The organism is Streptomyces sp. LS-MS-L19 (genome assembly GCF_058382285.1).
Genome location: NZ_JBYCLL010000001.1, coordinates 9,412,797 through 9,426,955, shown reverse-complemented (window position 1 = coordinate 9,426,955; position 14,159 = coordinate 9,412,797). Strand labels below are relative to the sequence as shown.

Annotated in this window: 10 protein-coding genes; 6 read left to right on the top strand and 4 right to left on the bottom strand. The window is 70.0% G+C overall.

Features of this window, described 5'->3' with window-relative positions:
• The first annotated feature begins 5 nt into the window (after positions 1 to 5).
• Positions 6 to 1,286, top strand: a complete 1,281-nt coding sequence (efeB, locus tag AC2XR2_RS42100) for an iron uptake transporter deferrochelatase/peroxidase subunit (protein WP_491518036.1) — start codon at positions 6 to 8, stop codon at positions 1,284 to 1,286.
• Positions 1,287 to 1,296: 10 nt separating this feature from the next.
• On the opposite strand, the gene AC2XR2_RS42095 is transcribed toward efeB, so the two are convergent.
• Positions 1,297 to 1,704, bottom strand: coding sequence for an NUDIX hydrolase (locus AC2XR2_RS42095; RefSeq protein WP_491518035.1), 408 nt, complete (start codon positions 1,702 to 1,704; stop codon positions 1,297 to 1,299).
• Positions 1,705 to 1,805: 101 nt separating this feature from the next.
• Here AC2XR2_RS42095 and AC2XR2_RS42090 point away from each other — a divergent pair, with 101 nt between their 5' ends.
• Positions 1,806 to 2,174: a hypothetical protein gene (locus AC2XR2_RS42090; protein ID WP_491518034.1), complete on the top strand. Its 369-nt coding sequence runs from the start codon at positions 1,806 to 1,808 to the stop codon at positions 2,172 to 2,174.
• 43 nt (positions 2,175 to 2,217) lie between these two features.
• Here AC2XR2_RS42090 and AC2XR2_RS42085 read toward each other — a convergent pair whose 3' ends face one another.
• Together AC2XR2_RS42085 and AC2XR2_RS42080 are read right to left on the bottom strand one after the other, a co-directional pair.
• Complete coding sequence (locus tag AC2XR2_RS42085; protein WP_491518033.1) at positions 2,218 to 3,477, bottom strand: CE1 family esterase; 1,260 nt, start codon at positions 3,475 to 3,477, stop codon at positions 2,218 to 2,220.
• A gap of 37 nt (positions 3,478 to 3,514) precedes the next feature.
• A complete protein-coding gene (locus AC2XR2_RS42080) occupies positions 3,515 to 5,164 on the bottom strand; it encodes a glycoside hydrolase family 27 protein (RefSeq protein WP_491518032.1) in 1,650 nt (549 codons plus the stop codon).
• 387 nt (positions 5,165 to 5,551) lie between these two features.
• Between AC2XR2_RS42080 and AC2XR2_RS42075 the strand changes: the two genes are divergently transcribed.
• Together AC2XR2_RS42075 and AC2XR2_RS42070 are read left to right on the top strand one after the other, a co-directional pair.
• The gene (locus tag AC2XR2_RS42075; RefSeq protein ID WP_491518031.1) at positions 5,552 to 7,141 is read left to right on the top strand and encodes a glycoside hydrolase family 43 protein; all 1,590 of its coding nucleotides are present in this window, start codon (positions 5,552 to 5,554) and stop codon (positions 7,139 to 7,141) included.
• A gap of 56 nt (positions 7,142 to 7,197) precedes the next feature.
• Positions 7,198 to 9,210, top strand: coding sequence for a glycoside hydrolase (locus AC2XR2_RS42070; protein WP_491518030.1), 2,013 nt, complete (start codon positions 7,198 to 7,200; stop codon positions 9,208 to 9,210).
• 139 nt (positions 9,211 to 9,349) lie between these two features.
• Here the strand turns inward: AC2XR2_RS42070 and AC2XR2_RS42065 are convergent, their stop codons facing one another.
• Positions 9,350 to 10,369 carry a LacI family DNA-binding transcriptional regulator gene (locus AC2XR2_RS42065; RefSeq protein WP_330262327.1) on the bottom strand — a complete coding sequence of 340 codons (1,020 nt, stop codon included), beginning with the start codon at positions 10,367 to 10,369 and terminating at the stop codon, positions 9,350 to 9,352.
• Positions 10,370 to 10,623: 254 nt separating this feature from the next.
• Here AC2XR2_RS42065 and AC2XR2_RS42060 point away from each other — a divergent pair, with 254 nt between their 5' ends.
• Both AC2XR2_RS42060 and AC2XR2_RS42055 read left to right on the top strand, forming a co-directional pair.
• Positions 10,624 to 12,609 (top strand): glycoside hydrolase family 127 protein, encoded by a 1,986-nt coding sequence (locus tag AC2XR2_RS42060; protein ID WP_491518029.1) that lies wholly within the window; start codon positions 10,624 to 10,626, stop codon positions 12,607 to 12,609.
• 227 nt (positions 12,610 to 12,836) lie between these two features.
• Positions 12,837 to 14,090 (top strand): sugar ABC transporter substrate-binding protein, encoded by a 1,254-nt coding sequence (locus tag AC2XR2_RS42055; protein WP_491518028.1) that lies wholly within the window; start codon positions 12,837 to 12,839, stop codon positions 14,088 to 14,090.
• Positions 14,091 to 14,159 lie beyond the last annotated feature (69 nt).

Below are 14,159 nucleotides of genomic sequence, written 5' to 3'. Positions count from 1 at the left end.
CCCCCATGCCGTCCACCGAATCGCCCGCCCCGCAGGGTGGTTGTCCCGCCGGTGCCGGCCGCCGTTCCTTCGTGAAGACGGCCCTGGGCGCCGGGGCCGCCGGGGCGGTGCTGGCCGGCGGCGGTCTCGCGTTCGCCGAGAGCAGCGGCACCGCGCAGGCCGCCACGCAGACCGAGAACTCCCCCGCGGTCCCCTTCCACGGCACCCACCAGGCCGGGATCATCACGCCCGCGCCGGCGGCGGCCACCTTCGTGTCGTTCGACGTGATCGCCGACGGCCGGGCCGAACTCGCGGACCTGCTGCGCACGATCACCGCCCGGGCCCGTTTCCTCACCTCCGGGGGCACCCCGGCCGACCTCGGCGTCGGCGCCCCACCCTCCGACAACGGCATCCTCGGTCCGACCGTCCCCGCCGACGGCCTCACGGTGACGGTCGGCGTCGGCGCGTCCCTCTTCGACGAACGCTACGGCCTCGGCAAGGCCAGGCCGCGCCGGCTGACCGCGATGCGGACCTTCCCCAACGACAACCTCCAAGCCGCCGAGTGCCATGGCGACCTGTCCCTCCAGATCTGTGCGGACCGCCAGGACACCGTGCTGCACGCGCTGCGCGACATCGCCAAGCACACGCGGGGTGCCATGCAGATCAAGTGGCGCATCGACGGCTTCCAGAACGCGCCCCGTCCGACCGGCGCCCAGCGCAATCTGCTCGGCTTCAAGGACGGGATCGCCAATCCCGACGTCCACTCGGCGCGTGAGACCGGTCGGCTCATCTGGGTCGGTGACGGGGACGGTGAGCCTGCCTGGGCGTCGGGCGGGAGCTATCAGGTGATCCGGATCATCCGGATGCTGGTGGAGTTCTGGGACCGGGTCTCGCTCAGCGAGCAGGAGTTGATGTTCGGCCGGCGCAAGGACACCGGTGCTCCGCTGGACGGCGCCGAGGAGACCGACATCCCGAACTACGCCAAGGACCCCAAGGGCGAGGCGATCCCGCTCGACGCGCACATCCGGCTCGCCAATCCCCGCACCGCCCGCACCGACAACTCCCGTATCCTGCGGCGCGGTTACAACTACGACCGCGGGATCGACTCCGTCGGCGACCTCGACATGGGGCTGGTGTTCTGCTGCTACCAGCAGGACGTCCAACGGCAGTTCGAGGCGACGCAGACCCGCCTGATCGACGAGCCGCTCGTCGACTACATCTCCCCCACCGGCGGTGGGTACTTCTTCGCTCTGCCGGGCGTGCGGGACACGAAGGACTGGCTGGGCCGCGGACTGCTCTCGGCCTGAACCGCAGCCTTCAGGAGAGTTGGCCGGAGGCGCGCAGCATGTCGAACACCAACTGGTCCACCGGCGAGACCCGCGCACGATCGTCGTAGCCGAACCAGTCCGACTCGGCGATCTCCCGCGCGGGAAGCAGTGGGCCGGCGTACTCGGCGGTGTAGCAGATCATCCGGAACTCGGGGCGGCCGTCATGGTCCCTCCGCGTCTCGAAGGTGCCCACGTGCGTCATCGTGGCGGTGTCGACCCGGGACTGGAGTTCCTCGTCGATCTCGCGCGCCAAGGTCTCGGCATCGGACTCGCCCGGCTCACGCTTCCCACCGGGGAAGTAGAACAGCTCCACACCCCGGTTCCGCGTCACCAACACCCGCCCGCCACGCACCAGAACCCATGCCACCTTCTCCGGAACGACCTCGTTGTCTCCCATGCCCGGGCCCTACCCACGCCACGGGCCCGACCATGCGGTGACCGCAAGGCTGTGGCCACCGCTATGGAATACGGCCCGGCATGTAGGGGAGAACGAGCGCCGTGGGTGTTATCGTCCGGATCAGAGGCTGGCTGGAGTGCGACGACGAGCAGCTCAGCCAGGTAAGAGAGATCATCGAAGCGGACGATGCCGACCGGACGTACAGCGGTGGTTGGTCCTTTCCGCCGAGGCAGTACAACTTCACCAACTGGGTCTTCTTCGGGGCCGAGATAGCCGCTCAGTCTCTCGACTGGTTTCTTGAGCAACTGCGGAGCCTGGCTCGGATTCCGGCCTCGGACGACGACAACGACCTGATCGTCGGCCTGTTTCTCGTCAGCCACGAAATCGACGGGATGAGTGAATGGCAGGTCCGCGAAGGTTCGGTGACGATCCGGGCCGCGAGCCAGGACCATCAGTTCCTCGACGAGTAGGACGTCAGAAGGTCGGTGGTCCGACGCGCCGCCTCTGGCGCGGTCAGCTCACCGTGACTTCGCAGCTGGTGCCGTTGAGGGTGAACGATGCCGGTGCGGCCGTGGCTCCGGTGTGTGTGGCCTGGAAGCCGATGCCGACCGAGGTGCCCGGTGCGATCGTGGCGTTGTGGGAGAGGTTTCTGGCCGTGACCTGGCCCGAGGCGGGCGAGAAGTCCGCGTTCCAGCCGGAGGTGATGGCCTGGCCGCCGGGCAGGGTGAAGAGCAGGGACCAGCCGTCGATCGGGGTGGGTCCGGTGTTGGTGATGGTGATGTTCGAGGTCAGTCCGTTGTTCCACGCGCTGACCGTGTCGGTGACGCGGCAGGTGGCGGTTCCGGGAGAAGGGTCGGAGCTCTGGAACTGTGTGAAGAACTTCCACACCTCTCCCGGCACCCAGGTCCTGCCGCTGTCACCGGGGGCCCCGTCCTGCGGGGCCGCGATGTGGCCCTCGTCGAAGGCGGCCCAGGCGACCGGATGTCCGGCCGAGCAGCCCGCGTAGGTGGTGATCCGGTGTGTCAGGCTGCCCTGGGCGGGCTCGGGCGGGTTCTGGGGAGTGCAGCCGTTGTTCCTGACGAACCTGTCGCGAAGGGTCCGGCCGCCGGAGATGCCGAGGACGTTGTCCCTGAGTCCGTGCACTCCGAGATAGGCGATGGGCTGGGTGCCGCCGCTGCATCCGCTCAACTGTCCGCCGCTCTGCACCGCGACCGCGCGGAAGACCGTGGCACGGGCACATGCGAGGGCGTACGACATGGCGGCGCCGTAGCTGAAGCCGAGCGCGAAGCGCTGGGTGGTGTCGACGCACAGGTCGTTCTCGATCCGGCGGAGCATGTCGTCGACGAAGGTGACGTCCTCGCCGCCGGAGTTGGCCCAGCCGTTGTTGAGGCCTTGTGGCGCGACGAAGACGGCGCTGTTGTTCGCCAGTCGCTGGAGGCCGTAGTAGGCCCAGGTGCCCGTGTCCACCGTGCGGCCCGTGGCGACATCGGTGGAGGTGCCGCCCAGCCAGTGGAATCCGAAGACCAGTCGGTAGGCGTGGTTGCGGTCGTAGCCGTCCGGGAGCTTCAGGATGAAGCTGCGGTTCTTGCCGCCGCTCTGGATCGTGTACGTGCCACTCGTCAGAGTGGGGGCCTTGCCGCAGCCGGTGCTCGCGGCGGCGGGTGTGAGCCGGGTGGTGTCGGCCTGGCCACGGCCCAGTGCCGTGCCGGCCAGGCTCAGGACGAGCAGCACCGCGACCATTGCGGGCCATAACAGGGTTCTTGTCCTCGTCATCGTCCAACTGCCCTTCGTGTGGGGGGTGTCGGGTGGCTCACGCCCGGCTCCACTTCTGGCCGGCCTGGCCGTTGCATGTCCGCAGGAGGAGCGGGGTGCCGTTGGCGGTGCCTGACCCGTCGGTGTCGAGGCACAGGCCCGCGTGGAGGTTGCGGATCGTGCCGTCGGAGCCGGCGGTCCATTTCTGGTTGTCCTGGCCGTTGCAGGTCCAGGTGATGACCCGGGTGCCGTCGGCGGTCCCCTGGTTGTAGGCGTCCAGGCACTTGTCGCCGTAGACGCGGATCTCGCCGCCGGCCCAGGTGGTCCACAGCTGGTTGGCTGCGGTGTGGCAGTCCCAGAGCAGCACCGTGGCCCCGGCGGCGGTGGAGGCGTTGTCCACGTCCGCGCAGCGGCCGGAGGCGTTGCCGCGCAGCCGGGAGGTGGTGGACGGCGTCTGGCTGCCGCCGGTCACCCGGAAGGCGGCCACGCCGTGCGCGGGCACGCTCGCCGAGATCTGGCCGGCGGTGCTGGACACGCCGCCGGTCCACAGGTCGGTCAGGGTGAACGGGCCGCCGGACAGACCGACTTGGGCGGCCGTGGTGGTGACCGTCGCCGTCGCGGATCCCCGGTTGAACAGGCCCACGGCGACCGAGCCGTCGGACAGCGGCTTGGCGAGGATCTCGACGTTGCCGTCGTCCCGTACCCGGCGTCCGCCGGCGCCCAGCGGGTCCTGGTTCACCGCCAGCAGACGCGGGTTGCGCAGGATCGCGCTCACGTCGGCGGACATGGTGCGGATGTCGTTGCCCGCCATGAGCGGTGCGGCCAGCAGCGCCCACAGGGCGAAGTGCGCGCGGGACTCCGTCAGGGACAGGCCGGGACGGCCCACCACCAGCATGTCGGGGTCGTTCCAGTGCCCGGGGCCGGACTGCGCCGCCAGCGGTGCGGTGATGTCCAGGACGTTGCCGACGCCCATGGGGTAGCTGTTGGTGTTGCCGTTCTGCCAGATGTCGAGCAGGTCCTCGGTCGTCCGCCACAGGTCGGCGACCTCGCCCCAGTTGTAGCCGGCGCCGGTGATGGCGTGGAAGCTGTTGGGGTTGATGCTGTAGACGATCGGCCGTCCGGTGGCCCGCAGGGCGTCGCGCATCAGCGTGAACCGTGCGACCTGTTCGTCGCGGGTGCCGCTGGAGGAGCACCAGTCGTACTTGAGGTAGTCGACGCCCCATGACGCGAACGTGGCGGCGTCCTGAACCTCGTGTCCCCGGCTACCCGTCGACCCCGGATAGGCGCCGGTGGTCTGGGCACAGGTGCGCTCGCCCGGCACCTGGTAGATGCCGAACTTCAGGCCTTTGGCGTGGATGTAGTCGCCGAGCGCCTTCATCCCGCCGGGGAACTTGGTCGCGTTCGCCCGCAGGTTGCCCGCCGCGTCGCGCTGCGGGTCGAACCAGCAGTCGTCGACCACGACGTACCGGTAGCCGGCGTCCCGCATGCCCGACGACACCATCGCGTCGGCGGCCTGACGGACCTGCGCCTCGGTGATCCCGCACCCGAAGCTGTTCCAACTGTTCCACCCCAGCGGCGGGGTGAGGGCTGGACTGCCGGGGGCGGCGGCCGTAGCGGTCGCGGACGCGGAGACCGTCAAGGACGCGGTGACGGCCAGCGTGGTGGCCGCGAGAATACGGAGCAGTCGTCCGCCAGTGGGTCGGGGCACCGTGCTCTCCTTTCGTGGGCAGACAGGGGATGACCACTGCACAGGTCCGACCGACGCCACTCAGTGGACTCTTGTCGGCGGTTCGAAATTTCGAGCCGATTCCGGATGCTCGGCTGTACGGATGCTAGGGATCGCGCTGGACATGTCAACACTGTCCGGGAAGAAGAAGCTCATCCGACCGCATTCGAACCCTTGGAGGTTCGAAATATTTCGAGCCCAACGGCGAATCATGCGAGAGGTATTGACGGGATGTGTGGGCCTCCTACCATCCTGGTTGCTCACCACACCACCGGCGTTCGCACTCTCGAACGAGCAGGATCAGCCCTCCCCCACCGCGCTCCCTCGCAGAGAGAACGACACATGGATATGTCATGCCCTCGCCAATACATGGACCGCCGCCGTGCACTGACCGCCGCCGCCGGCCTGGCCGGCGGCGCTCTCCTTGCTCCCGCCCGAGGACCGGCCCCCGCGGCCGCGGTGTCGTACACGAACCCGGTCGTCTGGCAGGACTTCGCGGACATCGACGTCATCCGCGTCGGCGGCACCTACTACGCCTCGGCCTCGACCATGCACTACTCTCCGGGCGCGCCCGTCCTGCGCTCGTACGACCTCGTGAACTGGGAGATCGCCGGCCACTCGGTACCCGTCCTCGACTTCGGCGCCAAGTACGACCTCAACGGAGCGCGGGGATACGTCAGAGGGATCTGGGCGTCGTCACTGGCCTACCGCCCGAGCAACAGGACCTTCTACTGGCTCGGCCAGATCGACTTCGCCCGGACGTACGTCTACACCGCCACCGCCGCCGAGGGGCCGTGGAGCAGACTGACGACCATCAGCACGCCGTACTACGACGCCGGGCTGCTCGTGGACACCGACGACACCCTGTACGTGGCGTACGGCAACGGCACGATCAGCGTGGCCCAGCTCTCTCCCGACGGCCGTACCCAGGTCCGCGCCCAGCAGGTGTTCACCACACCGTCGAGTGTCGGCACCCTGGAGGGCTCCCGCTTCTACCGGATCAACGGGCAGTACTACATCTTCCTGACCCGCCCGGCCAACGGGCAGTACGTCCTGAAGTCGTCGGGCGGCCCTTTCGGCCCGTACGCGATGCGACAGGTCCTCCTGGACCTGCGCGGGCCGATCCCCGGCGGCGGTGTCCCGCACCAGGGCGGGCTGGTGCAGACGCAGGGCGGCGCCTGGTACTACATGGCCTTCGTGGACGCCTACCCCGGCGGCCGGGTGCCGGTGCTCGCGCCGGTCACCTGGACCTCGGACGGCTGGCCCGTCGTGCAACTGGTCGACGGCGCCTGGGGCGTGTCGTATCCGGCCCCGGCCGTACCCGCTCCGCCCCGGCAGGTCACCCCCATGACCGGCGTGGACACCTTCGACCGCGCGACCCTCGGGCCGAGGTGGGAGTGGAACCACAACCCCGACAACACCAGGTGGTCCGCCGGCAACGGCCTGACCCTGCGGACCGCGACCGTCACCAACGACCTGTACTGGGCCCGCAACACCCTCACGCACCGCATCCAGGGACCCACCTCCACCGCCACCGTCCAACTGGACCCCTCGGCGATGCGCGACGGCGACCGCGCGGGACTCGCGCTGCTGCGTGACTCCTCCGCGTGGATCGGCCTCAAACGCGACGGCGGCACGACACGCTTGGTCATGGTCAACGGGCTCACCATGGACGGCAGTTGGAATACGACGGGCACCGGCACCGAAGTCGCGGGCACGCCCGTACCGGCGGGCAGCGTCTGGCTGCGCGCGACCGCGGACATCCGCCCCGGCGCGGCCCGCTCCGGCACCTTCTCCTACAGCACCGACGGCACCCGCTTCACCCGGCTCGGGCCCGCCTTCTCCCTGGGCAACGACTGGCGCTTCTTCATGGGTTACCGGTTCGCCCTCTTCAACCACGCCACCCAGGCGCTCGGCGGCGCGGTCCGCGTCCCGCGGTTCGAGCTGTCGACGCCCTGACCCCCGTCCCGTCGATCGCACGGCGCAACCCCCCACTCACCCGCACGAGGAGAACCATGAACCCTCTGAAAAGGCTCGGCCGTCGCCGAGCCTCGGTGTTGTCCCTGCTGGCCGTGGCAGCGCTGGTCACTCCCGGCGCCGCGAGCGCCGCATCCGACGACGTCCGCGCCTCCACGCTGGGCGCCCAGGCAGCCCAGTCCGGACGGTACTTCGGCACCGCCGTGGCCGCCGGACGGCTCGGCGACGGCACGTACACCGGGATCCTGGACCGCGAGTTCAACTCGGTCACGCCCGAGAACGAGATGAAGTGGGACACCGTCGAGCGCTCCCGCGGCCAGTTCACCTTCGGTCCCGGCGACCAGATCGCCAACCGGGCCGCGTCCCGAGGGCAGCGTCTGCGCGGACACACCCTGGTCTGGCACCAGCAACTGCCGTCCTGGGTCAGCTCCATCAGGGACGCCAACACCCTGCGCAGCGTCATGAACAACCACATCACCCAGGTGATGAACCACTACAAGGGCAAGGTCTACGCCTGGGACGTGGTCAACGAGGCCTTCGCCGACGGCGGCAGCGGCCAGATGCGCAGCTCGGTCTTCCGGGACGTGCTGGGCACCGGCTTCATCGAGGAGGCCTTCCGGACCGCACGCTCGGCCGACCCGTCGGCCAAGCTCTGCTACAACGACTACAACATCGAGAACTGGAGCGACGCCAAGACCCAGGGCGTCTACCGCATGGTGCGCGACTTCAAGGCGCGCGGCGTGCCCATCGACTGCGTCGGACTCCAGTCCCACTTCGGTACGGGCGGTCCGCCGGCCGGCTTCCAGACGACACTGGCGAACTTCGCCGCCCTCGGCGTGGACGTCCAGATCACCGAACTGGACATCGCACAGGCGCCCGCGACCGCGTACGCGAACACGGTGCGGGCCTGTATGAACGTGGCCCGCTGCACCGGCATCACCGTCTGGGGCATCCGCGACAGCGACTCCTGGCGCAGCGGCGAGAACCCGCTGCTGTTCGACCGGAACGGCAACAAGAAGCCCGCCTACCAGTCGACGCTCACCGCCCTGGGCGGCACCGCCTCGGCAGCACAGCGAGCCGACGTCCGGTCGGCCGCGGCACTCCCCTCGTCCTTCCGCTGGAGCTCCAGCGGACCCCTGATCTCCCCCAAGTCGGACGCCACCCACACCGTCGCCGGGATCAAGGACCCGTCGGTCGTGTACTACAACGGCAAGTACCACGTGTTCGCGAGCACCGCGAACGCCGCCGGGTACAACCTGGTGTACCTGAGCTTCTCCGACTGGTCCCAGGCGGGCTCGGCCACCCACCACTACCTGGACCGCACCGCCATCGGCGCCGGGTACCGGGCCGCGCCGCAGGTCTTCTACAACGCCCCGCAACGCCTGTGGTACCTCGTCTACCAGACCGGCAACGCGTCGTACTCGACGAACCCCGACATCAGCAACCCCAACGGGTGGAGCGCCCCGAAGAACTTCTACTCGTCGATGCCCGACATCATCCGGCAGAACATCGGCAACGGCTACTGGGTCGACATGTGGGTGATCTGCGACAGCGCCGACTGCTACCTGTTCTCCTCGGACGACAACGGTCATCTCTACCGGTCCCAGACGACCGTGGGCCAGTTCCCGAACGGCTTCACCAACACCGTCATCGCGGCCCAGGACTCCAAGTACGCGCTGTTCGAGGCGAGCAACGTGTACAAGGTGCAGGGCAGCAACCAGTACCTGCTCCTCGTCGAGGCGATCGGCTCGGACGGCCGGCGCTACTTCCGTTCCTGGACGTCGAGCAGCCTCGCCGGCGCGTGGTCGCCCCTGGCCGCGTCCGAGAGCAACCCGTTCGCCAAGTCGGGCAACGTGACCTTCCCCGCGGGTACTTGGAGCCGGGACATCAGTCACGGCGAGATGATCCGCGCGGGTTACGACCAGACGCTCACGATCCCCGCCTGCAAGCTCCAGTACCTGTACCAGGGCAAGGATCCCAACGCCGGCGGTGACTACAACAGCCTGCCCTGGCGGCTGGGACTGCTCACCCAGACCAACTCCACCTGCTGACCGGAGGGGCCCGCACCCTGTGCCGGGCTACTGCGACGGCGAGCGCCGAACGCCCTTGACCTACACGGGCGTTCGGCGCCTCAGGCAGTGAGCGTCCACCACCGGCGGCACCCACGCCCCCCACCCGCCGGACACCCGCTCAGGTCGACTCCCGCACCACGAGCCGGCACGGCACCGTGTGCACCCCGGGCTCCGGTTCCGCGCCGATGGCGTCCAGGAGTCGGAGAGCGGCCTGTCTGCCGATCTCGCCGAGGTCGGTGTCGATCGTCGTCAGGGGCGGGCGGCTGGCCAGGGCCATGATGTCCCAGTTGTCGTAGCCCACGATGGCCACCTGGCCGGGGACGTCCAGGCCCTTCTCCCGCAGGGTGTCGGCGACGCCCCGGGCGATCTGGTCGTTGCCGCAGAAGAAGGCGTCGGTGTCGGGCGCCGTACGCAGGACGGCCTCGGCGGCGCGGCGCCCCCAGGCCTCGCTCCACTCCCCGAAGTGGACGCGTCCAGTGGCGAGTTGGAGTGAGGCCTCGTCGAGGAGGTCGACCGTGTGGCGGGCGCGGTCGTGGGCGGCCGCGTGGTGTGCCGGGCCGGTGATGTGCGCGATCCGGGTGCGGCCGGTCGCCATGAGGTGCTCGACGGCGAGCCGGGCTCCGCTGCGGTCGTCGGAGACGACGGAGATGTCGTCCGGGTCGGTGGACGGCGAGAGGGCGTACACCGTCGGGATCGGCTCGATCCCCTTCAGGGGCGGGCGCGGGTCGGTGCGGCGGCCGGTCACGATGATGCCGTCGACCCGGCGGTCCATGAGGTTGCTCAGGTGGTGCTGCTCGCGGATCGCGTCGCCGCGGGTGTCGCACAGCAGCACCGAGATCTTCCCGGCGCCGAGCGCGTCCTCGGCCCCGAGCAGGACCGGCGTGCTGAAGCGGCCGATGCCGTCGGTGGTCATCAGCCCGACGGTCCAGCTGCGCCCGGTGTGCAGGCTCTGGGCGTGCTGGTTGGGCCGGAAGTCGAGCGCCGCCACCGCGTCCAGCACCCGCTGCCTGGTCTCGGGCCGCATCCTGCCGCTGCCGCTCAGCGCCTTGGAAGCCGTCCCGACGCTCACACCGGCCAGCTTGGCGACGTCGGCGAGCTTCGCCCGCCCTGTTGGGGGAGAACCTGGAACGGCGGTCACGCGCAACCCTTTTCCTGGACACCATGGACGGCGTTCATCCTGACACCGATCGCCCGCGCTGACCAGCCTGGCTGATGCACCAGTAAATACATGCGCCACACCTCTTGACTCCAGCCTGCCTGGTTCCTACGTTTCCGCCTAGAAAAACGATTGCGCAATCGGGTCGGAGCCGTCGAGCAGTGTCCGGTTCCGGGACGGCACCGCACCCCCTGTGCGTCCGCCCACCCGCCTCCCACCTAGCTGTCCGGAGAGCCATGCCCCGCCCACGTTCCACCGTGCCCACGCCCCCGTCCCCGGCCTCGCCCGGACCGGGACGCGGCTCCACGGGTCCGGTCCGCCTCGGTCCGGGCGCCGGGGCCCACGCCGCGCTCGCTCCCGTCGCCGTGGAGCTGCGTGACGGCTTCTGGGACACCCGCCGCCAGGTCAACGCACGCACCTCCGTCCCCCAGGGCCCCGGCCTGCTGGAGTCGGCGGGCAACCTGCACAACCTGCGCGTGGTGGCGGGCATCGCCGAGGGCGAGTTCAAGGGCGCCTACCCGTTCGTGGACTCGGACGTCTACAAGTGGCTGGAGGCCGCCGCCTGGCAGCTCGGTCAGGGGGAGGACGAGGCGCTCGGCGCGGACGTCGACCGCATCGTCACCCTCGTGACCGCCGCGCAGCAGAGCGACGGCTACCTCAACACGTGGTTCCAGCTCCTCAAGGGCGGTGAACGGTACAGGGACCTGCGCTGGGGTCACGAGCTGTACTGCGCCGGGCATCTGATCCAGGCCGCGGTGGCCCACCACCGGGCCACCGGCCGCGACGAACTCCTGGACGTGGCACGCCGGTTCGCCGACCACGTCGACTCGGTCTTCGGTCTGCCGGACACCGGCAAGCCGATCGACGGCATCGACGGCCACCCCGAGATCGAGACCGCCCTGGTCGAGCTGTACCGGGAGACCGGCGAGCGCCGCTACCTGGACCTGGCCGGCTACTTCGTCGACCGCTTCGGCCACGGCCTGCTCGGCGGCGAGGCGTACTGCCAGGACCGGGTGCCGCTGCGCGAGGCGACCGACGTCGAGGGGCACGCCGTACGCCAGTTGTACCTGCTGGCCGCCGCCACCGACCTGGCCACCGAGACGGGGGACGAGGAGCTGCGGGCCGCCGCGGAGCGGCTGTGGACGGCGATGACGGCCGCGAAGACCCACCTCACCGGCGGGCTCGGCGCCCACCACGACGAGGAGGACTTCGGCGACCCGTACGAGCTGCCCAACGAGCGGGCCTACTGCGAGACCTGCGCCGCCATCGCCTCCGTCCAGTGGAGCTGGCGCATGGCCCTGCTGACCGGCGAGGCCCGCTATTCCGACCTGATCGAGCGCACCCTGTTCAACGGGTTCCTCGCGGGGGTGTCGCTGGACGGCGAGCGCTGGTTGTACGTCAATCCGCTCCAGGTGCGCGACGGGCACACCGACCCCGGCGGCGACCAGTCGGCGCGCCGCACCCGCTGGTTCAAGTGCGCGTGCTGCCCGCCGAACGTCATGCGGCTGATGGCGTCCCTGGAGCACTACCTCGCCTCCGCCGACGCCGGCGGTCTGCAGATCCACCAGTACGTCACCGGCCGCTACGCCGGCGACCTCGGCGGGACACCCGTCGCCGTCACCGCCGAGACCGACTACCCCTGGCAGGGCACGATCGCCCTGACCGTCGAGGAGAGCCCGGCCGACCGGCCCTGGACGCTGTCGCTGCGCGTCCCGCAGTGGTGCCGCGACTTCCAGGTGCGGGTCGGCGAGACGGTGTACGACCGGACGGACGCGCCCGTGACCGACGGCTGGCTGCGGCTGGAGCGGACCTGGACGGCCGGCGACCAGGTCGTGCTCGACCTCGGCATGGAGCCGCGTCTCACCGCCGCCGACCCTCGGGTGGACGCCGTGCGCGGCTGCGTGGCGATCGAGCGCGGGCCGCTCGTCTACTGCCTGGAACAGGTCGACCACCCGGGCGGCGGTCTCGACGACCTGGTCATCGACACCACCCGCCCGCTCGCCGTGAAGCACCGCCCGGACCTGCTGGGCGGAGTCACCACCGTGGTGGCCGCCGGACATCGCCGCCGGCTCCCCGAGACCGGCTGGTGGCCGTACCGGAGCGCGGAGGACACCGAAGCGCCGACGACACCCGGCGAACCGCTCGAACTGACCGCGATCCCCTACTACGCGTGGGCCAACCGCCGGGACGGCAGCATGCGCGTCTGGCTGCCCACCTCCTGAACCCCCACGCTCCACCACCTGCCCCCCTGCTCCACCTCTCTCCACCACCTGCCCCCTGCTTCACCCCTCTCCACCACCTGAGCCCCCCTGCTTCACCCCTCTCCACCACCTGAGCCCCCCTGCTTCACCCCTCTCCACCACCTGAGCCCCCCTGCTCCACCTCCCCCGCTCCACCCCACCCCTCCCCCCGCGCTTCCTCTCCGCCGAGCCGAGACAACGAGGTCACCGTGAGAAAGTCCCGCCGTACCCTGATCACCGCCATAGCCGCCATCGGCGCGCTCACCTCCGTCGCGGCCTGCGGCGGCGGGTCCGACTCCGCCTCCTCCGGGTCGGGCAGCACCGGCGGGACGTACACCTTCTGGGACCCGTACCCGCAGTTCGACGCCTCCTCGGCGTGGGGCAAGCTCGTGAGCAAGTGCGGTACCGATGCCGGGGTCACCGTCAAGCGCACGCCGTACGACACCACCGACCTGGGCAACAAGGCGCTGCTCGCCGCCCAGCAGGGCAACGCCCCCGACGTGATGCTCGTGGACAACCCGGTGGTCTCCACGCTGGTGGAGGCGGGCATCCTCAACAAGACGAGCGACCTGGGCCTGGACACGGCGTCGATCCAGAAGAACATCATCGGCGCGGGCACCATCGACGGTGCCTCGTACGGCGTCCCGATCGGTGCGAACACGCTCGCCCTCTACTACAACAAGAACGTGTTGTCCGCGGCGAAGGTCGACCCGGCCTCCATCAAGGACTGGGCGTCGCTGACGGCGGCCCTGAAGAAGGTCAAGGCGGCCGGGAAGAAGGGCATCACCTTCTCCGCCATCAACACCGAGGAGGGCAGCTTCCAGTTCCTGCCGTGGTTCTGGGGCGCCGGCGGTGACCTCACCAAGCTCAACTCGTCGCAGGGCGTCGCCGCGCTGACCCTGTGGAAGGACTGGGTCGACGAGGGCTACGCGCCCAAGGACGTCCTCCAGAACACCCAGACGACCAGCTGGCAGGAGTTCGCCACCGGCGAGTACGCGTTCGGCGAGAACGGCACCTGGCAGCTCGGCAACGCCGAGAAGGCCGGCTTCGGCTACGGCGTCCTCAGCATCCCGGCGCAGCACGGCGGTTCGGCGCCCGTGCCGACGGGCGGCGAGTTCGTCACCGTCCCGGTGCAGAAGGACACCTCGCGCTACGACGTGAGCAAGAAGATCGTCACCTGTCTCACCAACTCCGCCAACCTGCTGGCCACGGACACCACCCTGGCGTACGTCGCGCCCACCGCGGCCGTGCAGTCCGAGCAGGTCAAGGCCAACCCGGCGCTCAAGCCGTGGGTCGACGCGGTGGCCTCGGCCCGCGGTCGCACCAGCGGCGGCCTCGGCACCAAGTACCCGACGATCTCCCAGCCGATGTGGACCGCCGTCCAGTCCGCGGTGTCCGGCGGCAAGAGCCCCCAGGACGCGCTCGACACCGCGCAGACGGCCGCCGGCAAGGGCACGAGCTGACGCTCGGCTCCCTCCACAGTGGCCCGCCCCGGCGCGATCGTGCAGACAGCCCTCGCCCGGGGCAGGCCA